Source organism: Mesorhizobium sp. M6A.T.Cr.TU.017.01.1.1, assembly GCF_004023115.1.
Taxonomy (GTDB): Bacteria; Pseudomonadota; Alphaproteobacteria; order Rhizobiales; family Rhizobiaceae; genus Mesorhizobium; species Mesorhizobium mediterraneum.
This window is the reverse complement of record NZ_RZTA01000021.1, coordinates 40,138-66,480: the sequence shown is the minus strand read 5'-3', so window position 1 is coordinate 66,480 and position 26,343 is coordinate 40,138. Positions and strand designations below refer to the sequence as shown.

At 63.4% G+C, this 26,343-nt stretch carries 24 protein-coding genes; 12 read left to right on the top strand and 12 right to left on the bottom strand.

Annotation, left to right across the window (positions count from 1 at the left end; all coding sequences use genetic code 11):
- Positions 1–53: 53 nt before the first annotated feature.
- The 6 genes from EOB36_RS09665 to EOB36_RS09640 all read right to left on the bottom strand — a co-directional run bounded on the left by EOB36_RS09665 (position 54) and on the right by EOB36_RS09640 (position 5,375).
- Positions 54–2,108, bottom strand: a complete 2,055-nt coding sequence (locus EOB36_RS09665) for a M3 family metallopeptidase (protein WP_128284752.1) — start codon at positions 2,106–2,108, stop codon at positions 54–56.
- A gap of 118 nt (positions 2,109–2,226) precedes the next feature.
- Complete coding sequence (locus tag EOB36_RS09660; RefSeq protein ID WP_128284751.1) at positions 2,227–2,637, bottom strand: nuclear transport factor 2 family protein; 411 nt, start codon at positions 2,635–2,637, stop codon at positions 2,227–2,229.
- Between the two features lie 9 nt (positions 2,638–2,646).
- Entirely contained in the window at positions 2,647–3,291 is a 645-nt protein-coding gene (locus EOB36_RS09655; protein ID WP_128284750.1) for a carbonic anhydrase, read from the bottom strand.
- A 170-nt stretch (positions 3,292–3,461) separates the two neighbouring features.
- Positions 3,462–4,238: a DUF429 domain-containing protein gene (locus tag EOB36_RS09650; protein WP_128284749.1), complete on the bottom strand. Its 777-nt coding sequence runs from the start codon at positions 4,236–4,238 to the stop codon at positions 3,462–3,464.
- Positions 4,235–5,119, bottom strand: coding sequence for a pyridoxal kinase PdxY (pdxY, locus tag EOB36_RS09645; RefSeq protein WP_128284748.1), 885 nt, complete (start codon positions 5,117–5,119; stop codon positions 4,235–4,237). The genes EOB36_RS09650 and pdxY overlap by 4 nt, the downstream gene beginning before the upstream one ends.
- A 7-nt stretch (positions 5,120–5,126) precedes the next feature.
- The gene (locus EOB36_RS09640; protein WP_128284747.1) at positions 5,127–5,375 is read right to left on the bottom strand and encodes a hypothetical protein; all 249 of its coding nucleotides are present in this window, start codon (positions 5,373–5,375) and stop codon (positions 5,127–5,129) included.
- Positions 5,376–5,540: 165 nt separating this feature from the next.
- Between EOB36_RS09640 and EOB36_RS09635 the strand changes: the two genes are divergently transcribed.
- The 6 genes from EOB36_RS09635 (at position 5,541) to ppa (ending at position 10,120) form a co-directional block, all read left to right on the top strand.
- Positions 5,541–6,179, top strand: coding sequence for a LemA family protein (locus EOB36_RS09635; RefSeq protein WP_128284746.1), 639 nt, complete (start codon positions 5,541–5,543; stop codon positions 6,177–6,179).
- A 245-nt stretch (positions 6,180–6,424) separates the two neighbouring features.
- Complete coding sequence (locus EOB36_RS09625; protein ID WP_245467711.1) at positions 6,425–7,201, top strand: YgcG family protein; 777 nt, start codon at positions 6,425–6,427, stop codon at positions 7,199–7,201.
- Between the two features lie 4 nt (positions 7,202–7,205).
- A complete protein-coding gene (locus EOB36_RS09620; protein WP_128284744.1) occupies positions 7,206–8,087 on the top strand; it encodes a YgcG family protein in 882 nt (293 codons plus the stop codon).
- Between the two features lie 8 nt (positions 8,088–8,095).
- A complete protein-coding gene (locus EOB36_RS09615; RefSeq protein ID WP_128284743.1) occupies positions 8,096–8,734 on the top strand; it encodes a TPM domain-containing protein in 639 nt (212 codons plus the stop codon).
- Positions 8,735–8,966: 232 nt separating this feature from the next.
- Positions 8,967–9,473: a GNAT family N-acetyltransferase gene (locus EOB36_RS09610; RefSeq protein WP_128284742.1), complete on the top strand. Its 507-nt coding sequence runs from the start codon at positions 8,967–8,969 to the stop codon at positions 9,471–9,473.
- 113 nt (positions 9,474–9,586) lie between these two features.
- On the top strand, positions 9,587–10,120 hold the full coding sequence (ppa, locus tag EOB36_RS09605; protein ID WP_128241804.1) for an inorganic diphosphatase: 534 nt from the start codon (positions 9,587–9,589) through the stop codon (positions 10,118–10,120).
- Between the two features lie 63 nt (positions 10,121–10,183).
- Here the strand turns inward: ppa and EOB36_RS09600 are convergent, their stop codons facing one another.
- Together EOB36_RS09600 and EOB36_RS09595 are read right to left on the bottom strand one after the other, a co-directional pair.
- Positions 10,184–10,777: a hypothetical protein gene (locus EOB36_RS09600; RefSeq protein ID WP_128284741.1), complete on the bottom strand. Its 594-nt coding sequence runs from the start codon at positions 10,775–10,777 to the stop codon at positions 10,184–10,186.
- A 44-nt stretch (positions 10,778–10,821) separates the two neighbouring features.
- Positions 10,822–11,427, bottom strand: a complete 606-nt coding sequence (locus EOB36_RS09595) for a TetR/AcrR family transcriptional regulator (protein ID WP_128284740.1) — start codon at positions 11,425–11,427, stop codon at positions 10,822–10,824.
- Between the two features lie 82 nt (positions 11,428–11,509).
- Between EOB36_RS09595 and EOB36_RS09590 the strand changes: the two genes are divergently transcribed.
- Together EOB36_RS09590 and EOB36_RS09585 are read left to right on the top strand one after the other, a co-directional pair.
- Positions 11,510–12,793, top strand: a complete 1,284-nt coding sequence (locus tag EOB36_RS09590; RefSeq protein WP_128284739.1) for an MFS transporter — start codon at positions 11,510–11,512, stop codon at positions 12,791–12,793.
- A 275-nt stretch (positions 12,794–13,068) separates the two neighbouring features.
- Complete coding sequence (locus tag EOB36_RS09585; RefSeq protein ID WP_128284738.1) at positions 13,069–14,643, top strand: alkaline phosphatase; 1,575 nt, start codon at positions 13,069–13,071, stop codon at positions 14,641–14,643.
- Between the two features lie 103 nt (positions 14,644–14,746).
- Here EOB36_RS09585 and EOB36_RS09580 read toward each other — a convergent pair whose 3' ends face one another.
- A complete protein-coding gene (locus tag EOB36_RS09580) occupies positions 14,747–15,028 on the bottom strand; it encodes a hypothetical protein (protein ID WP_095487629.1) in 282 nt (93 codons plus the stop codon).
- Between the two features lie 200 nt (positions 15,029–15,228).
- Between EOB36_RS09580 and typA the strand changes: the two genes are divergently transcribed.
- Complete coding sequence (gene typA, locus EOB36_RS09575) at positions 15,229–17,058, top strand: translational GTPase TypA (protein ID WP_127206483.1); 1,830 nt, start codon at positions 15,229–15,231, stop codon at positions 17,056–17,058.
- Between the two features lie 54 nt (positions 17,059–17,112).
- Here the strand turns inward: typA and EOB36_RS09570 are convergent, their stop codons facing one another.
- Positions 17,113–17,739, bottom strand: a complete 627-nt coding sequence (locus tag EOB36_RS09570) for a DUF1062 domain-containing protein (protein WP_095487625.1) — start codon at positions 17,737–17,739, stop codon at positions 17,113–17,115.
- A gap of 396 nt (positions 17,740–18,135) precedes the next feature.
- Between EOB36_RS09570 and EOB36_RS09565 the strand changes: the two genes are divergently transcribed.
- Positions 18,136–18,750 (top strand): LysE family translocator, encoded by a 615-nt coding sequence (locus EOB36_RS09565; RefSeq protein WP_095487623.1) that lies wholly within the window; start codon positions 18,136–18,138, stop codon positions 18,748–18,750.
- A gap of 9 nt (positions 18,751–18,759) precedes the next feature.
- Here the strand turns inward: EOB36_RS09565 and EOB36_RS09560 are convergent, their stop codons facing one another.
- Positions 18,760–19,083 (bottom strand): YciI family protein, encoded by a 324-nt coding sequence (locus EOB36_RS09560; protein ID WP_095487621.1) that lies wholly within the window; start codon positions 19,081–19,083, stop codon positions 18,760–18,762.
- A gap of 123 nt (positions 19,084–19,206) precedes the next feature.
- Entirely contained in the window at positions 19,207–19,770 is a 564-nt protein-coding gene (locus tag EOB36_RS09555) for a peroxidase-related enzyme (protein ID WP_095487619.1), read from the bottom strand.
- Between the two features lie 135 nt (positions 19,771–19,905).
- Here EOB36_RS09555 and EOB36_RS09550 point away from each other — a divergent pair, with 135 nt between their 5' ends.
- The gene (locus EOB36_RS09550) at positions 19,906–24,690 is read left to right on the top strand and encodes an NAD-glutamate dehydrogenase (protein ID WP_128284737.1); all 4,785 of its coding nucleotides are present in this window, start codon (positions 19,906–19,908) and stop codon (positions 24,688–24,690) included.
- 91 nt (positions 24,691–24,781) lie between these two features.
- A complete protein-coding gene (locus EOB36_RS09545; RefSeq protein ID WP_128284736.1) occupies positions 24,782–26,161 on the top strand; it encodes an MFS transporter in 1,380 nt (459 codons plus the stop codon).
- Positions 26,162–26,343: the final 182 nt, after the last annotated feature.

Sequence of the window (26,343 nt, the reverse complement as noted above, 5' to 3'; positions counted from 1 at the left end):
CGGCTTTCCACCTGCGATAACCCTGCCCACAAGGCATTGGCAGCTTTCGCTGTTCAGACCAGCCCGCGCTTGACCATCATCGCTTCGGGCGACGGCATCTTGCCGCGGAAGGCGGTGTAGAGCTCTTCCGGGTCCTTCGAGCCGCCGGCGGCATAGATGTTCTTCCTGAGCCGCTCGGCCAGCGCCGGATTGAACGGGTCGCCCGTCTCCTCGAAGGCGGCGAAGGCGTCTGCGTCGAGCACCTCCGACCACATGTAGGAATAGTAGCCGGCCGAATAGCCGTCGCCGGAAAATATGTGCCCGAATTGCGGGGTGCGATGGCGCATGGCGATGGTGTCGGGCATATCGAGCTTTTCGAGCGTTTCGGCTTCGAAACGAAGCGGCTCGTCCGGCGCATCCGGCCGCGCATGGTAGGCCATGTCGACCAGCGCCGACGCGGTGAATTCGACCGTTGCGAAGCCGGCGCCAAACGTGCGCGCCGCCAGCATCTTGTCGACCAGCGCCTTCGGCATCGGCTTGCCGGTCTTCACATGCAGCGCATGCTCTTCCAGCACCGCCGGCACGGTCAGCCAGTGCTCGTAGAGCTGCGAGGGCAGCTCTACGAAATCGCGGCTGACCGAGGTGCCCGCGACCGACGGCCAGGTGACGTCGGTCAGCATGCCATGCAGGGCATGACCGAATTCGTGGAACAGGGTCTTTGCCTCGTCGACCGACAACAGCGCGGCCTCGCCTTCCGGCGGCTTGGCGAAATTCATGATGTTGTAGATGACAGGCTTGGAGCCATCGCCGAGCTTATAGCCGGATTTCAGCGCGCTCATCCAGGCGCCAGAGCGTTTCGAGGGTCGCGCGAAATAGTCGGCCAGGAACAGCCCGCGCTCGCTGCCGTCGGCATTCCTGACGACGAAAACGCGTGCATCCGGATGCCAGGTGGCAATGCCCTTCTTTTCCTCGAAGGTGATGCCGAACAATCGTGTCGCCACGTCGAAGCAGGCTTCGATGATGCGGTCGAGCTGCAGATAGGGCTTCAACTCGGCCTCGTCGAAGGCGAATTTCTCGGCGCGCAGCTTCTCCTGATAGAAGCGCCAGTCCCACGCGGCGAATTTCTCGTTGCTGCCGGCCTCGGCCGCCAGCCGCTGCAACTCGGTCTGGTCGCTTGCGGCCTTTTCCAAGGCTTTTTCCCAGACCGGGTCGAGCAGCGTGTGCACCGCCTCCGGCGTCTTTGCCATGGTGTCGTCGAGCTTCAGGGCGGCGAAGGAAGCGTAGCCGAGCAGCTTCGCCTTCTCGGCGCGCAGGCGCAGCATGTCGCGCACCACGGCGGTGTTGTCGGTGGCGCCGCCATTCTGGCCACGCATGGTGAAGGCGCGGAAGGCGATCTCGCGCAGGTCGCGGCGCTCGGAGAAGGTCGAGAACGGCTCGTAGATCGAGCGCGACAGGGTGACGGCATAGCGGCCCTTCTGGCCGCGCATCTCGGCGGCCTCGGCCATCGCGCTTTTCAGGAATTGTGGCAGGCCGGCAAGGTCGGCCTCGTCGAGGAACAGCGCCCAGTCGCGCTCGTCGGCAAGCAGGTTTTGGCCGAAAGTGGTGCCGAGCGACGACAGTTCCTCGTCGATCGCCGCCAGCCGCTTCTTGCCCTCGGCGTTGAGCTTGGCGCCGGAGCGGACGAAACCTTTCCAGGTCTTTTCCAGCACCCGCAGCGTTTCGGCATCGAGCTTCAGGGTTTCCCGGCGCTGGTAGAGGTCGTCGATACGGGCAAACAGCCTCTCGTTCATCGAGATCGCCGAGAAATGCCGCGACATCTTTGGCGAAATGTCGCGCTCCAGCGCCTGGATCGCTTCGTTGGTATGGGCGCCGGCCCGGCACCAGAAGATCGACGATACATGGTCGAGAGCCTCACCGCCAAGCTCCAGCGCTGCGAGTGTATTCTCGACGGTCGGTGTCTCGGCATTGCCCGATATCGCCTCGATCTCCGCCTCATGCGCCTTCAATGCCGCATCGAAAACCGGAGAAAAATCGCCGTCGCCGATGCGGGTGAAATCGGGCAGGCCGAGCGGCCCTTGCCAGGTGGTCAGCGGATGGGCGGCGAGGTCGACGGCTTTCGTGGACGGCATGGACAGTCTTTCGCTGAGAGAGGGGGCTTTCGCTGAGTGGCTGTAGTAGAGGCAGGGCGGGATCATCACCGATGTAAGGCGCTGGCTTGCCGCACGCAATATCGCAGCTGCTACCCGCTCAGTAGCCGTCGCAGTTTTCCGCGATCGCCGCCTGCGAACTGGCGGTGATTTGGTTGTCGGTGATGGCGAAGGTTTCCTGCATCAGCATGTCGTTTTTGGGAAAATCATAGCAGGCGATCACCGTGGTGACGCCGCCTTCGGTCTTCTCGATCCGATGCCGGATTTCAGCCCCGGCGACAGCGCCTTTCCATTCGTCGATCGCGGCGATGAACTCCTGCTTCGTCTGGACGACGCCGAGGTCGTCGAGTTTTATCCGGACGTCGTCGGCAAGCAGGTCCGACAATTCCGTGCGATCGGCGACCAGCAGCGCCGCATACCAGCGGCCGATGAGCGCGCCGTCGTCGGCGCGGGCGGATACGATTGAAAACAGCAGCGCCGCTGCGGCCAAAGCGATCGAACGGCATACCATGCAATCCTCCTATGTCATCTCCGGCCTCTCGAAGTCACCGGTCTCCTTGTTCATCACCCAGAGCTCGCCGGTCGAGATGTCGAACCAGGCGCCGTGCAGCGACAGCCGTCCCTTGCCTTCCAGGATCGAGACGCAGGGAAAGGTCCTGAGATTGGCGATCGAATAGCGGATCGAAATGCGCTCCAGCGCGGTCTGGCGCTCCGTCGCCGTCATGAAGGTGCTGGACGACACCGTCTCGGCCGCCGGCGCAATCAGGCTCATCCATTTGCCGATGAAGTCGCCTGGCGACAAGGGCGCAGCCGTGGTGTCGAGTGCCGCGCGGATGCCGCCGCAGCGGCCATGGCCCATCACCACGATGTTCTTAACCTTGAGGCTCTGCACGGCGAACTCGAGCGCTGCCGAGGTCGAGTGGAACTGGTCGTCGGGCGCATAGGGCGGCACCAGATTGCCGACATTGCGCAGCACGAAGAGTTCGCCGGGGCCAGCGTCGAAGATCGCCTCGGGAGCCGCGCGGGAGTCGCAGCAAGCAACGATCATCGTTTCGGGGGACTGGCCCTCGCGAGCGAGCGAGCGATAGCGCCCGCTCTCGGCGAGATAGCGGCCGCTCATGAAATTGCGATAGCCGGTGAGCAGATGGTCAGGGAGATGAGGCATGGGCGGCGTCTGGAGCCTTTCCGGGTTAGGCGGCAGCTCTTTTAAGTCAGAAAGGCTCTAGCGGCAAAAGCCGGTCGCGAGCAATGCCGAATCGCGGATGGCTGGCTGCTATAGGGATGCAGCAAACAGGGCTCGGCCTGGTAAGACCAATATCTTTGCAAGCCAGATTGTCATGCCCAAATGGCGACAGGGATGCCAAAACGGTCGACGAGCGGCGGATCCGGACACGGCCTTGCCTCGCCGCCGGCGATGCGGCCGGCGATCAGCATCATCACTGCGGCGTCGAGAAAGTCGTCGGCAGCAGCGCCTCGCGGCGGCATCCGGTCGAGAAAGTCCCTGATATAACCGTGCCGGCAAAGCAGCGCCTTGCGTTCCGCCATGCCGGCCGGGTTGATGGCGCCCTTGATCTTCTTCGGCAAGCGCATCGCGTGGTCGTCATTCAGCCGGCAGAAGGCGACTTCCGGATGCGATTCGAAGACGCGGCTGCGCAGTTCGGGACGCGCGATCAGCACGGCATCGATTTCGCGGATCTTGGCAAAGATGCCGAAGGCCTGGATCGAGACGCCGCGCGGCGGATTGGAGGTCGCCTTCGCCACCTTGCTTGCCTGGCGATGCGCGGCATACCAAGCCTCGATCGTGGTAAAGCCATCTGTATGCGCGTAAAGCGCTGCACGCGAGGGGATGGCGAAGACGCTGGATTGCCTGTTACCGAGCAGCGGCCGCACCAGCGCCTCCGGCCCGCGTCCGCCCTTCTGCGAGAGTTCGGGCAGGCCAATCGGCATGTCGACGGCGACCGTCACATCGGCCGGCAATGCGTCGAGAAGTGCTGCGAAGCTGGGAAAAACGGTTACTGAGGGCGCAGCACCCGGGTTACGAGGTGTCGAACCGGGATCGCGGCGAACGGCGATCCAGCCGGCCTTGCAGCCGTCGACACCGACAAAAGTCACGCCCTTTTGTCCCGCCCCGGATGCAGGAGATGGCGAAGCTGCACCATCGCCATCGGGTGCGACAGGCTCTGCGCATCGGTTTCGAGCTGCAATTCATCGCCGCCGCGCTTGGCGGTGCGCGCCAGGATCTCGTAGACCGCCGCCGTGGTCGACTGCAGTGCCTTGATCGCAGGCTGGCCGGACAGGATGCGTGCCAGATAGACGGCCGCCGTCAGGTCACCGAGCCCATTGGGCGGCTTGTCGATCAGGCGATGCTCGGCCAGTAGCGCCTGGTTGCCGTTGAGCAGCAGATTGCCGGTGCCGCCGGCCATCATCGCCGGCGCCGAAGTGACCAGCATGGTCGACGGCCCGGCATGAAGGGCGGCCGCTATCACCGCTTTCAGATCGGGCAGCGGCGCTCCCGCCATCCATTCCAGCTCGTAGCGGTTGGGCGTGGCGATGTCGGCGATCGGCATCAGCCGGTCGCGCATGGCAATGGCGGTGGTCTCCGGCACATAGAGCCCGCCCGAATCGCCCATCACCGGATCGCAGATATAGACGGCATCCGGCGTCTTCGCCTTGACCGCGCCGACCAGCGAGGCGACGGCGTCGGCCTGGCCGCCTTCACCGAGATAGCCGGACAGCACCGCGCCGACCTCACCCAGCCACGGCGCGCGCTCGAGATCGGCCATCAGCGCCTTGAATTGATCGAGCGGCGGCACGATGCGCGTCGCCCGTCCATGGCCCGGATGCCAGGGCAGGATGACGGTCGGCACCGCCCACACCGGAAAGCCCAGCGTCTCCAGCGCAAAGACCGCGGCGCGGTTGCCGACCGAGCCGCGCGCGACATGGCTGGAGATGACGATGACCGCGCGCGGCGCGTCGTGTTCTTCGGTGCTCACGAGGTTCCTAACTTTGGCTGATGAAAAGCACGAGCCAGATCAACAGGCCAATGGCGATAACGAGCCCTAGCGCCCGGCCAATGCGCGTGCCCCAATATTCGATCGGGTCCGACTGGTCGGTGTCTGCAGCAGTGACGTGATCGCGCGCGCCCTTCGCGGTCCGCGCAATGAACGAGGTGCCGCCCGGGTCGGTCTCACGTGCCACGCGCTCGATGATGCGGCGCGATTCGTCGTCGCTGTCCTGGCGTCCCGCCATGGCGAATGTCCTGTCTTTCGCGGCGACTTTAACCCGTTCGCCCGGCCAATCACAGGGCCTTGCAGCGAATGATAAAGAACCAGTAACGCTTCCGGGCGGAGGTCATGTTCTTGCGCGCGGATTGTGGTAATGCTTCGCCTGTCAGTCTTATTGAGGGATCTTACCATGCTTGCCCAGCGTCTTTCCTCCCCTTTCGTCTTCCGCAACCTGCCGGCCTTGCTGATGATGGCGATCGTGCTGCCGCTGCTTGCCGGCTGTGGCTACAACACCATCCCGACGGCGGAGGAAAACGCCAAGGCCGCATGGAGCCAGGTGCTGAACCAGTACCAGCGCCGCGCCGACCTCATTCCCAATCTGGTCGAAACGGTCAAGGGCTATGCCGCGCACGAAAAGGATACGCTCGATGCCGTGGTCGAGGCGCGCGCCAAGGCGACGCAAGTGACGGTGACGCCGGAAACGCTGAGCAATCCGGAGGCCGTCAAGAATTTCCAGGACAGCCAGGCCGGCCTGACCAGCGCGCTGTCGCGGCTGCTGGCGGTGGTGGAGAATTATCCCGACCTCAAGGCCAACCAGAATTTTCTGGCGCTGCAGGCGCAGCTTGAAGGCACCGAAAACCGCATCGCGGTCGCCCGCCGCGACTATATCCAGGCGGTGCAGGAGTACAATCTGACGCTGAAGACCTTCCCGTCGGTGGTTTGGGCAACCCTGTGGTTCCGCGGCAACCAGCCGTTCGCCAACTTCACCATCGAGGAAGACAAGATGCAGACGCCGAAGGTCGATTTCGGCACGACGCAGGGCGGGTGACGAACAGCTGGTGAGCGTGGTCCCTATTGGCCTTGCACTCCGTCGCGCCCCCCTCTGTCCTGCCGGACATCTCCCCCTCAAGGGGGGAGATTTGCAGCTTCGACCCCGCCGCCAATCTTGCAACGTTGGAGATTGGCGAAGGCAGGAATGACATCCAATCTCCCCGCTTGAGGGGGAGATGTCCGGCAGGACAGAGGGGGGCGCGACGGAGTGGCAACCTCTCGCTTCTAGGCGTCACTCTAGTTCTGCTTTGCCTTAGCCTCTTCCTCCCCCTCACCGCTCTCGCCGCCGAATTGCCTGCCCTGACCGGGCGGGTTGTCGACAATGCCGGTATCATCGACGCCGCGACCAAGGCGGCGCTGACCCGGAAGCTCGCCGATTTCGAGGCCAAGGGTTCGGACCAGATCGTCGTCGCGACGATCGATAGCCTCGACGGCGAGGAGATCGAGCCCTACGCCAACCGGCTGTTCCGCGCCTGGAAGCTCGGCCAGGCCGGCGAGGACAATGGCGTGCTTTTGCTGGTCGCCCAGAACGACCGCAAGATGCGCATCGAGGTCGGCTACGGGCTGGAAGGCACGCTGACCGACCTGCACACCAAGCTGATCATCGAAAACGACATGGTGCCCGCCTTCCGCGCCGGCGATTTCTCCGGCGGCATAGCCAAGGCCGTCGACGACATGGTCATGGTGTTGGAAGGCAATCCCGAAGAGCTGGAAGCGCGCGGGACCCGCAACCAGCAGGCGCCATTCAACACCGACGATCTGTTCTTTGCGATCTTCATAAGCATCTGGGCAATCATCTTCTTCGGCAGCATCGCCGCCTCCATCCTGCCGCCGATCTTCGGCCAGAAGATCGGTCCTGGCCGCTATCGCTGGCTGGGCATGACCTTCGAGCCGAGCCGGCGGTCTTCCAGCGGCTGGTCGGGAAGTTCCGGCGGGGGATGGTCGTCGGGTTCAGGCGGTGGCGGCTTTTCCGGCGGCGGTGGCTCGTCCGGCGGCGGCGGCTCCTCGGGAAGCTGGTGACGACATGACAAGACGCGCCATCCGTTTACCAGGTTCCGGCCGTTTTGCCGCTACGATCGGCGCCGTCTTGGTGACCATGGCGGTGGTGCTTGTCGGCTTCACCGCATTCGCCGCCGAATTGCCTGCCCTGACCGGGCGGGTTGTCGACAATGCCGGTATCATCGATGCCGCGACCGAGGCGGCGCTGACCCGGAAGCTTGCGGATTTCGAGGCCAAGAGCTCTGACCAGATCGTCGTCGCGACGGTTCCTAGCCTCGACGGCGAGGAGATCGAGCCCTACGCCAACCGGCTGTTCCGCGCCTGGAAGCTCGGCCAGGCCGGCGAGGATAATGGCGTGCTTTTGCTGGTCGCCCAGAACGACCGCAAGATGCGCATCGAGGTCGGCTACGGGCTGGAAGGCACGCTCACCGACCTGCACACCAAGCTGATCATCGAAAACGACATGGTGCCCGCCTTCCGCGCCGGCGACTTCTCCGGCGGCATAGCCAAGGCCGTCGACGACATGGTCATGGTGCTGGAAGGCAATCCCGAAGAACTGGAAGCGCGTGGCGAACGCAATCCGGCCGCCAACAATTCCATCGATCCCATCGTCGCGCTGTTCATCATCGTGTGGGCAATGCTGTTCTTAGGCGGCCTAGCGATGGCGGTCCTGCCGCCGATCTTCGGCACAAAGCTGTCGCCGGGCGTGTACAAATGGCTGGGCATGACATTTCGCTACGGTCAAAGATCGGGTTCCGCGTCCTCGGGCGGCGTCTGGACAACCGGCACCGGCAGCGGCTGGTCATCGGGCCGCTCCAGCGGCGGCTGGTCGTCGGGCGGTGGTGGCGGCGGGTTTTCGGGCGGCGGCGGCTCGTCCGGTGGTGGCGGTTCTTCAGGAAGCTGGTGAGACACAACATGGCAACACGACCGATCAGCCCCGAGGATCATGACCGCATCGCCAAAGCGATCCGCGCCGCCGAGACAAAGACCGACGGCGAAATCTACTGCGTGGTGGCCTATGCCAGCGACGGCTATTTCTTTCCGGCCGCCTTCATGGCGACATTGGCCATGCTCGTCGTCAGCCTCGCCGTCAGTTACGGGCTGGAAGCCTGGTGGCTGTCGATCCGCTTGCCGCATTTCGTCATCGCCCAGCTTTTGGCGCTGGCCTCGGTGCTTGCCCTGTTGTGGGCGCTGCCCGGCTTGCGCATTCATCTGGTGCCGAGACGGCTGCGCTACCAGGCCGCGCACGCCAATGCGATAAAGCAGTTCCTCGCCCGCAACGTCCACCGCACCACGGCGCGCACCGGCGTGCTGGTCTTCGTCTCCATTGCGGAACGCTACGCCGAGGTGGTCGCCGACAGCGGCATCGACAGCCGTGTCGGCCAGGATGTCTGGGACAGCGTCGTCCGCGACCTTACCGCACATGCCGGCGACGATCGTCTCGCCGACGGCTTCATCAAGGCAATCGAAGCGACGGGCGCGGTGCTGGCCGAGCATTTCCCAGTTTCTAACGGCGACAGCAACGAGCTCGACGATCATCTGGTCGAAATCTGAGAGCCTGCCTGTAAACGCTACTCTGCCGGACGCCTGACGCAGTTTTCTGCGCTTCCGATGCTCACGGACCCAAATGTCCGCTGCGCTTCGGTTCTCGAAAACCACGCCATCCGCCTCGGCAGAGCGCATTTTCAGACAGGCTCGCGGGCCTTCCGATGGCCTGTGCGAAAGCGGGGGGAGCCGCTTACCGGACTCTTGCAATCGGGCGATGCGGGTTTATGGTTAACCAATCATGAAGACGCTGAGCATCGATATCAGGAAAGCCGAGCCGCGCGATGCAAGCGCCATCGCCGACGTGCACCTGCTGGCCTGGCGCGGCGCCTATGCTGGCATCATCCCGCATCGCACGCTGACATCGATGATCAACCGCCGCGGCGCCGAGTGGTGGGCGAACGCCATCCGTCGTGCCGCCACCGTCCTGGTCGTCGAGATCGGCGGCAAGATCGCCGGCTACGCCACGATCGGCAAGAACCGCGCCCGCGAGCTCAAGCAGCAGGGCGAGATCTACGAACTTTACGTGCGCCCGGAGTATCAGGGCATCGGGCTCGGCAGCCGGCTATTTTCAGCCGCACGAGCGCGACTGGCAGACCACGGGCTGAAAGGCATGGTGGTGTGGGCGCTGGAGGACAACCAGAACGCGCTCACCTTCTATGCCGGCGCCGGTGGCCGCGACGTCGCCGAGGGCGTCGAGATCTTCGAGCAGAAGGCGCTGAAGAAGGTTGCCTTCGTCTGGGAATGACGGCTCAACGCTCCTCCCGCTAAAACCCTCAGTCTGTTTTCAGTACCATTCGCCGCATTGCACCATGCGCCACCGCCCGCTATCGGTTTCCAATCGAAAGAGGGACAAAAGCCATGCGTATCGAAGCCATCGCCATCGGAAAGAACCCGCCGGAGGACGTCAACGTCATCATCGAAGTGCCGATCGGCGGCGAGCCGATCAAGTATGAGATGGACAAGGAGGCCGGCACGCTGTTCGTCGACCGCTTCCTGCACACCTCGATGCGCTATCCCGGCAATTACGGTTTCGTGCCGCACACGCTGTCGGGTGACGGCGACCCGATCGACGTGCTGGTCTGCAACACGCGCGCGCTGGTGCCGGGCTGCGTCATCAATGTGCGGCCGATCGGCGTGCTGGTGATGGAGGACAATTCCGGCCAGGACGAGAAGGTCATCGCGGTGCCTTCGCCCAAGCTGACGCTACGTTATCAGAACGTCACCGAATACACGCAGCTGCCAGACATCACACGCGACCAGGTGCAGCATTTCTTCGAGCACTACAAGGATCTCGAACCCGGTAAATGGGTCAAGATCGAGGGCTGGCACGATGCCGCCTACGCCAAGAAGATGATCGTCGAGGCGATCGAGCGGGCCAAGGCAAGCAAGTAGGCTACCGGCGTACCCGTCGGAACTAGGCTTCTTTTAGTTCGAGCATGATTTTCGGGATCATGCTCAATTGTCGACGCGGCCGAAAGCGGGCGCGTTGCCGATGACGACGCGCTTGTCCTTGCCGCAGGCAAAGGTCCGCGCCTTCTCGTCGGCGAGCTTGCGGGCCTGGTCGTTGGCACTGGGATTGCCGGTGGCCAGCACCAGGCCGACGGTGCAGCCCTCATAGTTCTCCGGCTGGGCGACCTTGGCGACGATCAGCACGTCGGTCGGTTTGTTCTCCCCCTCGGGATCGCTGATCGAGCGACGGTGGATGACCGCGAAAGGAATGGCGAGGTCGCCGTTCGTCTCGATGCGCCACTCGAGTTTTGGTCCAGCCGAATTAAGCCCGACAAAACTTTCCCAGACCGCGGTCATGTCGCTGGGCGGAAAACCATAGAACAGCGATTCCCGGGCGTCGTCGTAAGAGATCAGCACTGGGTAGCCGCGATAGCCCGAACAGACGAGACTGGCCCAGTCGCCGTCGCCTTCCTCGGCCTGCGCGTAGGTCACGCAGTCCTTCTTCCCGTCAAGATCGGTGTAGGCACTAGAAAGATCGCCGGCCTGGGCAGCCTGGCAGAGGCCGGCGAGGGCTAGCGAAATCATCAAAAGGGCTCGCATCGCAGGCAACTCCGTTTCGGGCTGCCGTAGCGTATCGTCAAACGCTATTTCTGCAAGCTCGCTTCGATCAGCAGATCGGCGTTGCGGGCCACCGATTTTGCCGGTCCGCCGGCACCGAACAACTGCCCGCTTATATAGGCGCCCTCGATCAGGAGCAGCAGCCCGTCGCCCAGCGTATCGGCGTCGCCGGCACCCATTGCCGCCGCCATGGCGCGCAGGCGTCGGCGCAGTTCCTGCTTGTTGGCCTCGCTCACCACGCGGGCCGGGTGGCCATGTTCGGGATACTCGACGGCCGCATTGGTCATGCCGCAGCCGCGATAGTCCGGTTTTTGCGTGCGCTTGCCGATGCGGGTCAGGAAGGCGGCGATCTGCGCGCGCGGATCGCCGGGATGGGCAGCCACCGCCTCGTCGAAGCGGGCCCAGAACTCGAGGTCGTATTGCCGGAGATAGGAGGCGGCCAATTCGTCCTTGGAGGGAAAGCTGCGATAGAGGCTGGGCTTGGTGACGCCGGCACGCCGCACGATCTCGTCGACACCGATCGCCCTGATGCCTTGCCGGTAGAACAGGTCGCGGGCAACGCGAAGGATTTTTTCGCCGGCGCGGGGCGGGGCTACTTCATCCGCTTTGATCGTTGGTTCAATGCTTTTCATCTAGGACGTGCCGTGGCCTGCTTGACAATGTTACCGATCGGTACGTATACCTCGGTGCAATTGCAACGTACCGGTCAGTAACATGATAGCTCAATCCCGCCCGTTTGGCCAGCGCTATGCTTTCGTCGTGGTCGCCGTCATTTTCCTCTGCCTGCTGATCGCGGCGGGCCTCCGTTCGGCTCCCGCCGTCATGATGCTGCCGCTGGAGGAGAGTTTCGGCTGGCGGCGCGATGTCGTCTCGCTCGCCGCGGCTATCGGCATCTTCCTCTACGGCCTGACCGGGCCGTTTGCCGCGGCACTGATGGAACGGATCGGGCTGCGCCGCACGCTGCTGGCATCGCTGGTGGTGATGTCGGGCTCGACGGCGCTCAGCCTGTTGATGACCCAGCCGTGGCACCTGCTTCTCACCTGGGGCGTATTCTCGGGCGTCGGTTCGGGCGCAGTGGCCACGGTGCTTGGCGCCACCATCGTCAACCGCTGGTTCAAGACCAATCGCGGCCTGGTGATGGGACTGATGTCGGCCTCCGCCGCCACCGGCTTGCTGGTGTTCCTGCCACTGCTCGCCGCGCTCGCCCAGTCGGGCGGCTGGAAGCCGGTCGCCATCGCCATTGCGGTGGCCACCGCTTGCCTGGTGCCGCTGGTCTATCTGCTGGTGCCGGAGCGTCCGGCGTCGATCGGCATGGTGCGCTACGGCGCTGAGCCCGACGACGTGCCGCCGGTTCCACCGGCCTCGCAGGGCAATTTTCTCACCCACACGCTCACCACGCTGCGCCGTGCCGCCGGCACCCGCGTGTTCTGGTATCTGTTCGCCACCTTCTTCATCTGCGGCTTCACCACCAATGGACTGGTCGGCACGCACCTGATCGCGTTTTGCGGCGACATGGGTATCGGCCAAGTGCAAGCCGCCGGCCTGCTGTCGCTGATGGGCATTTTCGACCTGATCGGCACGACGCTGTCGGGCTGGCTCACCGACCGCTTCGATCCCCGCAAGCTGCTCGGCGTCTATTATGCGATCCGCGGCCTGTCGCTGATCTATCTGCCTTATTCCGGCTTCTCGTCGACCAGCCTGATCATCTTCGCCGTGCTCTACGGATTGGACTGGATCGCCACCGTGCCGCCGACGCTCAGGCTGTCGAACGAGGCGTTCGGCGATCGCAGTGGGCCGATCGTCTTCGGCTGGATCGTCGCCGGCCACCAGGTGGGTGCTGCGACCGCCGCCTTCTTCGGCGGCACGATGCGTGAATTGCAGGGCAATTACGAGCTTGCCTTCCTCATCGCCGGCATGACGGCAATAGCCGCAGCCTGCATCTCGCTGTTGATCAACACCAGCCGTCCGGCCTTCGAGCCCGAACCGCAGGCGGCTTGAGCTGCGACGGCCGAGCGCTAATCTCCCCCCTTGAGGGGGAGATGGCCGCGACGCGGCCAGAGGGGGTCGGTCCGACCGGGCTCGGCCCCTTATCGCAGACGCAGGAGGTTGGCGCTTCACGCGAGACGACCCCCTCTGTCGCCTTCGGCGACATCTCCCCCTCAAGGGGGGAGATCACCTGTCCATTGTTATCAAACCTTCATGGTTTCGAGATGTGCCTGAAACATTGACGCTGGACCTTGGCGGCGACGTTCAACGCCATCCAGGAGACAGCCATGAACAAAATTTCGATGACGCGGCGCGCTTTCGTCACGTCGGCGAGCGCCTTTGGCCTCGTCGGCGCCTCGGGCCTCGCGCTTCCCTACTATTCCCGCGCCAATCAGCGGCCGGCGTTCACCCATGGTGTCCAGTCCGGCGACGTCGACGCCACCAGCGGCATGGTCTGGACGCGCACCGATCGCCCGTCGCGCGTCATGTTCGAAGTATCGTCGACGGAGAATTTCGCCAACGCCGTCCGCCTTGCGCCGCTCGATACGTCGCCGGCCAGCGACTATACGGTGAAGCGGCTGCTGACCGACCTCGCCTCGGACCAGGATATATTCTACCGGATGATTGCGGCCGATCTTGCCGACATCAACGCCGTCTCCGAGCCGATCGTGGGCCGTTTCCGCACGGCGCCGGCTTCGAAGCGTGACATCCGGTTCGCCTGGTCGGGCGACACCGCCGGCCAGGGTTGGGGCATCGACGATACAGGCATGAAGACCTATGCCACGATCGGCAAGCACACGCCCGACTTCTTCCTGCATTCCGGCGACACCATCTATGCCGACGGCGCGATGAAGGACGAGGTCGACCTGCCCGGTGGCGGCAAGTGGAAGAACAACGTCCTCATCGACGAAAAGCGCAAGGTTGCCGAGACGCTGGACGAGTACCGGGGCCAGTGGAAGTACAATTTGATGGACGGACATGTGCTGGGGCTCAACGCCATCTGCCCGACCTTCTACCAGTGGGACGACCACGAGGTGGTGAACAACTGGTCGGATTCGAAGGACCTGAGCGCCCACGACCGCTACTCGGAAAAAAACATCCATGTGCTGGCGGCACGCGCGGCACGCGCCTTCCACGAGATGACGACGATCCGCTACGAGCCGTCGGAACCGGGCCGCGTCTATCGCAAGATCGCCTACGGGCCGCTGCTCGACGTGTTCTTCCTCGACATGCGTTCCTATCGCGGCGCCAATGGCCTTGGCATGCAGGATACGATGACCCCGCAATCGCGCATTCTCGGCGAACAGCAGACCAAATGGCTGAAGCGCGAACTGGCAAACTCCAACGCGACCTGGAAAATCATCGCCGCCGACATGCCGCTCGGTCTCGTCGTCTGGAACGACGCCACCAAGAAGGCCGGCGCCGAGGCCGTCAGCAATGGCGACAATGGCCCGGCCAAGGGCCGCGAGCTGGAAATTGCCGACCTCCTTCGCTACATAAAGAACGCTGGTATCAGCAACACCGTCTGGCTGACCGCCGACGTGCACTACACGGCGGCCCACTACTACAATCCAGACAAGGCGCAGTTCCAGGACTTCAATCCGTTCTGGGAGTTCGTCTCGGGTCCGCTCCATGCCGGCACGTATGGACCCAATGATTTCGACATGACCTTCGGCCCGGAGCTGAAATTCATCAAGGCGCCAACTGCCGAGCAGGGGCAGAACCTGCCACCGTCGGCCGGCCTGCAGTTCTTCGGCCTCGTTGATATCGACGGCGCCACTGAACAGATGACTGTGCGGCTTATGGACCGCGACGACAATGAACTCTACAAGGTCGCGCTCGATCCGGTGCGATCGGCGTGAGCCAAACCATGATCCCGAAAAAGTGGGAACCGGTTTTCGGAGAAGATCATGGTCAAACAAGAAGATAGAGCCCCATCCCGATTCTGTCGGGATGGATCAGGCTCTAGTCCGGATAGCAGACGGTTGGAATCTTAGGCCAGACCGCGCTGTCGCAGCCGGCATTTTCCTGCCTCTGCTTGAAGGCGGCGCTAACCGGCCCGGTCACTACCGGGTCGACGCCATCGGGCGCATCGGCAAACAACTGCTCCGCCGAACGCGTATCGGACGGCAGGGCAGGCGGCGTCTCCTTCAGCGTCGCGGCCGACTGCGCCGCGCCTGCCGCAAGCAGAACGGCGAGGGCTGCCCATGCAAGGATTGGCCGGTATCTGATGCCCGTATTGGTCATGAAATTTGAACTGTCCCGACCCTGAAAGGTTCCGCTTTGGTTAATAATTTCATTTCACACCAAGACGCTTAAGATTTGGTGACCATGTATTTGGTGGCACGCCTCCTCTTTCGCAATTGCGAAAAACCCTGTATGAGCCGCCCAACCGAAAGAGGCAGCGCCGTTTGGCCTGCTGCCTGCAACGCTCCCGAGACCACAACATGAAAATTCGTAATATCGCGATCATCGCGCACGTCGACCATGGAAAAACCACCCTCGTCGACCAGCTTCTGAAGCAGTCCGGCTCGTTCCGCGACAACCAGCGCGTCGCCGAACGCGCCATGGATTCGAACGACCTCGAAAAGGAACGCGGCATCACCATCCTGGCCAAGGCGACGTCGGTCGACTGGAAGGATACCCGCATCAACATCGTCGACACTCCCGGCCACGCCGATTTTGGCGGCGAGGTGGAGCGCATCCTGTCGATGGTGGATTCGGCCATCGTGCTAGTCGATGCCGCCGAGGGGCCGATGCCACAGACCAAATTCGTCGTCGGCAAGGCGCTCAAGGTCGGATTGAAGCCGATCGTCGTCATCAACAAGATCGACCGGCCGGACGCCCGTCACGTCGAGGTGGTCAACGAAGTGTTCGACCTGTTTGCAGCGCTCGACGCGACCGACGAGCAACTCGACTTCCCGATCCTTTACGGTTCAGGCCGCGACGGCTGGGTCTCGGAAAACCCCGAAGGGCCGAAGGACCAGGGCCTCTCGCCGCTGTTCGACCTCGTCATCAAGCACGTGCCGGCGCCGACCGTTCATCCCGGCCCGTTCCGGATGATCGGCACCATCCTGGAGGCCAATCCGTTCCTCGGCCGCATCATCACCGGCCGCATCGAATCCGGCACGCTGAAATCCAACCAGGCGGTCAAGGTGCTGCACCATGACGGCACCCAGGTCGAAACCGGCCGCATCTCGAAGATCCTGGCTTTCCGCGGGCTCGAGCGCCAGCCGATCGACGAGGCGCAGGCGGGCGACATCGTCGCCATTGCCGGCCTGTCGAAAGGAACCGTCGCCGACACGTTCTGCGACCTGTCGGTGACCGAGCCGCTGCATGCGCAGCCGATCGATCCGCCGACCGTGACGATGTCGTTCCTCGTCAACGACAGCCCGTTGGCTGGCACCGAAGGCGACAAGGTGACCAGCCGCGTCATCCGCGACCGCCTGCTGCGCGAGGCCGAAGGCAATGTCGCGCTGAAGATCGAGGAATCGCCTGATAAGGATTCGTTCTTCGTCTCCGGGCGAGGCGAATTGCAGCTTGCCGTGCTGATCGAGACGATGCGCCGCGAAGGTTTTGAGATTGCCGTGTCGCGTCCGCGCGTCGTCATGCAGAAAGGCGACAATGGCGAATTGCTGGAGCCGGTCGAGGAAGTCGTTATCGACGTCGACGAGGAGCACGCCGGTGTCGTCGTGCAGAAGATGTCGGAGCGCAAGGCCGAGATGGTCGAGCTGCGCCCGTCAGGCGGCAACCGCCAGCGCATCGTCTTCCACGCGCCGACGCGCGGCCTGATCGGCTACCAGTCGGAGCTGTTGACCGACACGCGCGGCACCGCTGTCATGAACCGGCTGTTCCATGCCTACGAGCCCTACAAGGGCGAGCTGCCGGGCCGCACCAACGGCGTGCTGATCTCCAATGAACAGGGTGAATCGGTCGCCTATGCCATGTGGAACCTGGAAGACCGCGGCCCGATGGTCATCGATCCGGGCGTCAAAGTCTATCAGGGCATGATCATCGGCATCCATTCACGCGACAACGACCTCGAAGTGAACGTGCTGAAGGGCAAGAAGCTGACCAACATCCGCGCCGCCGGCAAGGACGAAGCCGTGAAACTGACGCCGCCGATCCGCATGACGCTGGAACGCGCTCTGGCCTGGATCCAGGACGACGAGCTGGTCGAGGTGACGCCGAAGACCATCCGCCTGCGCAAGCTCTATCTCGACCCGAACGAGCGCAAGCGTTTTGAGAAGTCGGCGAAAGTGGTCGGCGCGGCGTAAGCTTTTTTCTCCGGAAACAATTATCGAGGGAGGGAGTGTTGCTCCCTCCCTTTTTTACCCGCCGGCGGCCGAGATGATGGCGTCGCGGTCGGTTTCGCCGGCCAGATCGATGCGGATCGCCGTTCCCGCGCGTGCCGGCTTGCGTAAGGCTTTGGCCCCGTCCGGACCAACGACCAGCAATCGCTTCTCGTCCCAGGCCTGAAGCCGCGATCGCGAGATGCCGAGTTCACCGGCGAGCAACCGGTCGAGCCGCAGCGCTGTCGGCATCTCCAGCCCGAGCTGGAGTTCGAGAGCGGTGGTGTTTTCCGGTCTGTCCCCAAGCACCTCCTTATGAACGGCGGCTTCGGGAAATTCCTCGACGCGCCCGATCCTGCTTCGCAGTGCGACAATATCGAAGGCATGGCGACGCGCCAGGGCCGGGTCGTTGCTTTCGAGCGCCTGCAGCAGCGCAGGCTCAATGTTGCGGCGATAGCATCGCTCCAGAATGCCGAAATTCCAGGAATTGTCGCAATCGACGCAGCGGTAGATCAACCACGCATCGATGCGTTTGCCATTGGCGTTGACGCGGAATTTCCCGCTGCTGTGGTACGCCTTCAGGCCACTGCAGCGATTGCAGTTGATGTGAGGTCGAGGCGCGGTTTTGGGTGCGATCGCCCAGCGGATACGCAGTATCGAGAACATGCCGAAAAGCCCTTCCCGTCGGGAAGTTCGTCAGATCGGCGATGTCGAGATGCCCATGCGGGCACGGCGTGGCGAGAGGCTGCGATGGTCGGAAATCAGGTGTCGCGGGTGATTGTGCGCGACAGCAGTTCAGCAGTGCCAAACCGGTCTCGAACCGCCACCCTGAGGAACACATGATATGAAACAGACGCCGCGAAAAGCGGCGCCATGCATTGTGTCGGGGGAGTTGACGAGACCGGCGGTTACGTAGGCAAAGTGAAGCTCAAAAATGTGTCGGGACGAAACTTCTAGCTGCGACGCGTCGGGTCGACAAGCCCCTTCTATTATCGATGCTACCGCCGCGGGGGCACTTGCGCTAATATCGAGCAATCAACGTCCCAAGCAAAGATCCCGGTCATGCACTTCACCTCGCTTCTGATCTTCGCCGCCGCCCTTTTCGTCGCCGCTGGCTCGCCCGGCCCGTCGATTGCCGCTCTGGTGGCGCGGGTCATCGCAAAGGGCTTTCGCGACGTGTTCCCGTTCCTGCTCGCCATGTGGATCGGTGAGGGCATCTGGCTGTCGCTGGCGGTGTTCGGACTGGCGGTGGTGGCGCAGACCTTCCATCTTGCCTTCGTCGTGCTGAAATGGGTCGGCGTCGCCTATCTCGCCTACCTCGCCTGGAAGATGTGGACTGCCCCGGTCGAGGCGCGTGAGGGCGAGATGCCGCGCGAGGAGTCGGCCATCAAACTGTTCTTTGCCGGGATGGCGGTGACACTCGGCAATCCCAAGATCATGATGTTCTATCTGGCGCTGCTGCCGACCATCATCGATCTCGCCTCGGTGACGGTCGTCGGCTGGGTCGAGCTGACGCTGACCATGGCCGTGGTTCTGGTCGCCATCGATCTCGCCTGGGTGCTCGCGGCGGCGCAGGCGCGAAAGCTGTTGAAGAGCAAGCGGGCGATGAAGATCGCCAACCGCGTCAGCGCTGGCACCATGGCCGGCGCTGCGGCGGCGATCGCGGCGCGGTCCTGAGCCGGCGCGTCAACTCATTTCGATGATCGGCGCGATCTCGACGCTGAAACCCGGGTCCGTCAGGATAGGACAATCCTTGGCTTTGGCGACGGCATCGTCGATGTCTTTCGCTTCGATGATTGTATAGCCGGCGGTCGGATTGCTGCCGCCATTGTTCTCGACCTTGCCGCCGGGCAGCACGGTCTTCGACATGCCGACCGGATTGCCGCCGTCGACAACGGCCGAGCCAAGCTTGCCGTACCAGCCGTTCCAGGCATCCATCGCTGCTTTCCGCTCGGCCTCGTCGGTCGGCATCTTGCCCGAGCCGTGATAGACGTAGAGAAACTTCGCCATGGTCTCCTCCCTTGATCGCGGCATCGAACCGGCATGCGGTCACGCCGCAGGAGCGATCATCGGACCAAACCGGCAAAGACGCAACGAGAATGCGCGATAGCTAATATACAGATGACTCGCACATCACCGCGCCATCGCGTGGTATTCATCGTTCGGCCGCATGTCGACTGCCGCTGCCACCCGGTTCGACATGTTGAAGAAGGCGGCGGTCGAGGCGATGTCCCAGATGTCGCGGTCGGAAAAGCCAGCTTCACGCAGCGCTGCCCGGTCGGCTTCGACGATCTTCGCCGGCTGCTCGGTCAGCTTCACCGCGAATTCGAGCATCGCCTTCTGTCTCGCGGAAAGATCGGCGGCGCGGAAATTCATCACCATCATCTCGCCGAAGGCCGGGTCCCCTGAAAGCTGGCGCACCGCCGCGCCATGGGCGGCGAGGCAATAATAGCAGTGGTTGATGGAGGAGACGGCCACCGCGATCATCTCGCGCTCCAGCTTCGACAGGCCGGATTGGCCCAGCATCAACTCGTTGTACATGTCGGTGAAGGCACGCAGCTTCGTCTCGTCGAAGGCGTAGGCCAAAAGCACATTGGGAACGAGGCCGAGCTTCTCCTCGCATTTGGCGAAATAGGCTTTTGTCGCTTCGCTCCGCTCCGCGGGTGCGAGATCGAGTGCAGTGATTTTGTCAGTCATGGCGGATTTTCTCCTTATTTTCGGTGACCCACCGGCGAATTCCGACATTTCGTCGCAAGCCGTCAAACCTTTGTCGCCAAGTACCGGTCATCTGCTACCATAGTTGCAAAACATATGACGGGAGGGATTAGCGACATGGCCGGCCTGAAATCCGCAAGCCAGTTGAAAAAGTTGAGCACGGCCAAGGGCAGCGAAAAGCCCGGCAGGCTTGCCGATTACCTGCTGGCCCGCGCGCCGGCCGAAGATGTCGCCGCCTATGATGTCGCCGACCTCGAGCGCGCCGCCGATCTCGCCGGCCGCGCCGTCGCCAGGCACAAAAAGGGCGATTGCGTCGTCGCCATAGAGGTCGATTCCGGTGTCGTCCGCCAGGGCAGGCCGATGACCGTGATCACCGTCGTCAACGACAACATGCCGTTCCTGTTCGATTCCATCCTCGGCGAGATCTCCGAGAGCGCTGGCGAGCCGCTGCTGGTTACCCATCCGGTCATCGTCGTCAGGCACGGCAAGAGCGGCGTCGACGAAATCCTCGGCGATGGTGGCTTTGCCAAGGGCGATCACAGCCATGAACGCTTGAGCGTCATCCACGTCCATATCGGCCGTCTTTCGGCCGAGCAGGCCGAGGCATTGGCCGGACGGCTGAAGAAAATATTGGACCAGGTGCGCGCCGCTGTCACCGACTGGAAGCCGATGCTGGCCCGCCTCGACCAGGCAATCTCGGAGTTCCGCTACGCTCCGGTGCCGCTCGACAAGGCCCACGTCACCGAAGCGATCGCCCTCCTCGAATGGTTGCGCGACGACAACTTCACCTTTCTCGGCATGCGCGAGTTCAAATACACCGGCGGCGAGAAGAGCGGCACGCTGGAGCGCACCGAAAAGCCTGGCCTCGGCATCCTCTCCGATCCCGACGTGCTGGTGCTGCGGCGCGGCACCGAAGCGGTGACGACGACGCCGGAAATCCGCGCCTTCCTGCATGGGCCGGAACCGCTGATCGTCACCAAGGCCAACGCCAAATCATCGGTGCACCGCCGCATCTATCTCGATTACATCGGCGTCAAGACCTACACCGCCAAGGGCGTGCTCTCGGGCGAGCTGCGCATCGTCGGCCTGTTCACCTCGACGGCCTATACGCGCTCGGTGATGAAAATCCCCTATCTCAGGTCGAAAGCCGAAACCATCATCGCCAAATCCGGTTTCAACCCTGAAGATCACTCCGGCAAGGCACTGATCAACGTGCTGGAGAGCTATCCGCGCGACGAGCTGTTCCAGGTTCCGGTGCCGGTCCTGCGCAAGCACGCCGAAGCGCTTCTGGGTCTGATCGAGCGGCCGCGCGTCAGAGCGCTGGTGCGCGTCGATCAGTTCGACCGCTTCGTCTCGATCCTCGTCTTCGTGCCGCGCGACCGCTATGACAGCATCGTACGCGAGAAGATCGGCACCTACCTGAAGACGGTGTTCGAAGGCCGGTTGTCGGCCTACTACCCCGCCTTTCCGGAAGGCGGACTGGCGCGCGTCCATTTCATCATTGGCCGCTCCGGCGGCAGAACGCCGAAGATCGAGCAGGCGACGATCGAGGCCGCGATCCGCGACATCGTGCGGACCTGGGACGATACGCTGCGCGAAGCCGCCGCGGAGACCGGCGCTGAGGCGGCGCTTACAACCATCGCCTCGCGTTTCTCGGAAAGCTATCGCGACAGTTTTCCACCGGCCGTAGCACTGGCCGACGCTGGACGCATATCGAGGATCAATGCCGACAATCCGATCGCCATCGACTATCACCGCCATGCTGACCAGAAGCCGCATCAGGCCGCGCTGAAGATCTACCATCACGGTGAGCCGGTGGCGCTTTCCAGGCGGGTGCCGGTTCTGGAAAACATCGGCTTCCGTGTCATCAGTGAGCGCACCTTCGAGGTCGGCGACCAGACCTCAGGCATGGTCTTCATCCACGACATGGAGCTCGAAAACAGCTACGGCGAGCCGATCGACCTTAGCGACGGCGGCGCGCTGTTCGAGGACGCCTTCCTTTCCGTCTGGCGCGGCGACATCGACAATGACGGCTATAACGGCCTTGCCCAGACGGCGGGGCTGTGGTCGGGCGAGGTCACCATCCTGCGCGCCTATGGCCGCTATCTGCAACAGGCTGGCATTCCGCAGAGCCAGGATTTCATTGCCGCCGCGCTCAACCGCTATCCCGACATCGCGCGAGGCCTGCATGAGCTGTTCGTCGCCCGCCTCGGACCGACGGCGGAGACGGAAGGGCTGATCGCGGCCAAGCACCTCAAGGCCAAGATCAAGGATGCGTTGGAGGAGGTTCCCAACATCGATGACGACACCATCATCCGTCGCTATCTCAACCTGATCGAAGTCTCGCTACGCACCAATCATTTCGTTGCCGATTTGAAGGAGAAGGGCCAGTCGCTGGCGATCAAGCTCGATTCGCAGGCGGTCGACGGCCTGCCGGCGCCGCGGCCGTGGCGGGAGATCTTCGTTTACGGTTCCGAGGTCGAGGGCGTGCATCTGCGCTTCGGCCCGGTCGCCCGCGGTGGGTTGCGCTGGTCGGACCGCGCCCAGGATTACCGCACGGAGGTGCTCGGCCTGGTCAAGGCGCAACAGGTCAAGAACGCGGTGATCGTGCCGGTCGGCGCCAAGGGCGGCTTCTATCCGAAGAAGCTGCCGATGAGCGCCGGCCGCGACGCCATCTTCGAAGCCGGCACCTCGGCCTACAAGAACTTTGTCTCGAGCCTGTTGTCGATCACCGACAATATCGGCCTGGACGGCGTCATTCCGCCAGCCGGCGTGGTGCGGCGTGACCAGGACGATCCCTATTTCGTCGTCGCCGCCGACAAGGGCACGGCGACCTTTTCCGACACCGCCAATGCCATCAGCGAGAAGCATGGGTTCTGGCTCGACGACGCCTTCGCCAGCGGCGGCTCGGCCGGCTATGACCACAAGAAGATGGGCATCACCGCCAAGGGCGCCTGGGAAGCGGTCAAGCGGCATTTCCGCGAGATGAACCGCGACATCCAGACCACACCCTTCACCGTGGTCGGCGTCGGCGACATGTCGGGCGACGTGTTCGGCAACGGTATGCTCCTGTCCGAGCAGACCCGGCTGATCGCCGCTTTCGATCATCGCGACATTTTCATCGATCCCGCTCCCGACATGGCGGCTTCGATGGCCGAGCGCCGGCGTATGTTCGCGCTTCCGCGTTCGAGCTGGCAGGATTATGACAAGACGAAGCTGTCGGAAGGCGGCGTCATCGTCTCGCGCAGCCAGAAGTCGATCACGCTGCCGCCGGCCGCGGCCGCAGCGATCGGCCTCGGCAAGACAACGGCCACGCCGGTTGAGATCATGAGCGCCATCTTGAAGGCGCCGGTCGACCTTTTATGGTTCGGCGGCATCGGCACGTATCTGAGGGCTTCGACGGAAACCAACCAGGAGGTCGGCGATCGCGCCAACGATGCTATTCGGGTGACCGCGCTCGACGTGCGCGCCAAGGTCATCGGCGAAGGCGCCAATCTCGGCGTGACGCAGCGGGCCCGCATCGAATTCGGGCTGAATGGCGGACGCTGCAATTCCGACGCGATCGACAATTCGGGCGGCGTCAACTGCTCCGACGTCGAGGTCAATATCAAGATCGCGCTGGCTTCCGCCATGCGCAAGGGAGTGCTGACCCGCCCAGTGCGCAACAAGCTTCTTGCCGAGATGACCGACGAGGTGAGCGGGCTGGTGCTGTCCAACAATTACGAACAGACGCTGGCGCTGTCCCTTGCCCGCAAGCGCGGCCTTGCCGACATCGCCCATCAGAGCCGTTTCATGGCCGCGCTCGAGGCGCGCGGCCTGCTTGACCGCAATGTCGAAGCTCTGCCGTCGCCGGCAGCCCTTGCCGAGCGCGAGGCGCGCGGAGAGCCATTAACCAGGGCTGAGCTCGGCGTGCTGTTGGCCTATGCCAAAATCGTGCTGTTTTCCGACATCGTCGCCAGCGACGTGCCGGACGATCCGCATTTCGACCGTGACCTGATGGGCTATTTTCCGGACCGTATGGCGAAGAAATATGCGGCCGAGATCCATGGCCATCGCCTGCGCCGCGAAATTATCGCCCGTGTCGTCGCCAACGATCTGGTCAATCGAGGCGGCCCATCCTTCGTCAACAGGCTGCAGGAAGCGACCGGCCGCAGCGCGGCCGACGTGGTCCGGACTTTTGCGGTGGTGCGCGACGGCTTCGGCTTGCCGGCGCTCTACCGCCAGATCGACGCGCTCGACAACCAGATCGACGGACAGGTGCAACTCGACCTCTATCAGTCTGTTAGCCGGCTTACCTATGTGGCCAGCGGCTGGTATCTCAAGAACGATGCCAGCATCGCACCGCTCGGCCAGCGGATCGCAGAACTGCAGGACGCTCGCAAAGCACTGGAGCCGAAGCTCGTTTCGCTGCTGCCGGCGTTCTCGCGCGAACGGATCGAGGAGCGGCGGCATGGTCTGGCCAAGGGCGGCGCGCCCGAAAGCCTGGCCGAACAGCTGGCGCTGACCGATGTGGCGGGCCTCGTCCCCGACATCGCGCTGACGGCACGGACGGCGGATGCCGACATTGTTGTTGCCGCGAAGGCGTTTTTCGCGGTCAGCGATGCATTCCGCATTCCGCGCGTCGAGGACGCGGCGCGCTCAATCACCCCGTCCGACTATTACGACCAATTGGCTCTTTCCCGCGCCACCGACACGATCGGCGCGGCCAGGCGCGGCATCGCGGTGGCGGCGCTCACCGGCCATGCCGAGGCGACGGACCCGGTGGCGGCGTGGCTCGAGGCCGGCGGCGAACGGGTCGGGCGCATCCGCGAGCGGCTACAGGCGCTGACCGAGGGCGGCGACATCACCGTGTCGCGGCTGTCGGTGGCGTCGGGGCTGATCAGCGACCTGACGGCGCTGTGAGAAGTCTCCGACATCGCGCGGGATTGCCGGCAGGAACTGCGCTATAGAGCGAAGCGGTTCCCTGCTTCGGGCGCCGTTCGTGGGAGGGCATATGGCCGAGGTAGCAGCGCAGCGAGCGCCGGAACGCGGCATCTGGGGATGGATGCTGTTCGACTGGGCGGCGCAGCCGTTCTTCACGGTGATCACCACTTTCATCTTCGGACCCTATTTCGTCTCGCGCATGGCGAGCGATCCGGAAACGGGCCAGGCGGCATGGGGTTACGGCATTGCCGCAGCGGGTCTGGCCATCGCCGTGCTGTCGCCGATCCTCGGCGCGATCGCCGACCAGACCGGCCCGCGAAAACCGTGGATCGCCTCTTTCGCTGCGATCAAGATCACCAGCCTCTGCCTGCTGTGGTTCGCTGCTCCCGGTTCGAACATTTTCCTGGTTGTGCTGTTCTTCTCGCTGGCTTCGGTCGCGGCGGAATTCTCGACCGTTTTCAACGATTCGATGATGCCGCGCCTGGTGCCCAAGAGCGAAATCGGCCGAATCTCGAACATGGCCTGGGGTCTTGGCTATCTCGGCGGCATGGTCGCGCTGATCTTTGTCGTCGCCTTCATGGCCAGTTCCCCGGAAACCGGCAAGACGCTTCTCGGCCTCGATCAGGTCCTCGGGCTCGACCCGAAACTCGGCGAAGACGCGCGGGCGACCGCACCCCTCTCGGCAGCCTGGTATTTCCTGTTCATTCTGCCGATGTTCTTCTTCACGCCGGATGCGGCGAAGGGCATTCCCCTACGACCGGCGGTGCGCGCGGGACTGTCGGAACTGCGATCGACGCTGGGCGAAATACGCAAGCGCAGCGGCATCTTCCGCTTTCTCGTCGCCCGCATGATCTATCAGGATGGCGTCAATGCGTTGCTTGCGCTGGGCGGTGCCTTTGCGGCGGCGATGTTCCATTGGTCGATCACCGAGATCGGCCTGTTCGGCATCATCCTCAACGTCGTCGCCATCGTCGGCTGCCTCATTGCCGCACGCCTCGACACGGCGCTTGGCTCCAAGACCATAGTGATGATTTCGCTTGTCCTGCTCAGCATCGCCACGATCGGCATCGTCTCGACCGGGCCGGGCTATACGCTGTTCGGTGCCTGGATGATGCCCGGAGCCGATAGCGGCGGATTGTTCGGTACACCGGCGGAAAAAGCCTACATCTTCTTTGGTCTGCTGATCGGGCTTGCCTTCGGACCGGTGCAGGCATCGTCGCGCTCCTATATGGCGCGCAGCGTCACCGCTGCCGAATCGGGCCGCTATTTCGGCATCTATGCGTTGGCCGGACGGGCTACGAGTTTTGCTGCGCCGTTCATGGTGGCGACGATCACGCTGGCCAGCGGCTCGGCGCGGCTCGGCATGGCGGTAATCGTGCTGTTCCTCGGCATCGGCCTAGCGATCTTGATTCGCACGCCTTATCCGGCGGACAACCCGCCGGCGGCGTAGGGGCGCCTTTCCCTTCTCCCCTTGTGGGAGAAGGTGGATCGGCGCGTAGCGCCGAGACGGATGAGGGGTGTTGGAAGAAACTCAACGTGAAACATCAAGGGATTTGAAGCGCTTACGTCTTCGTCGCAGCGATCCTGCCCTCACCCCTCATCCGACCGAGCTTCGCTCGGCCACCTTCTCCC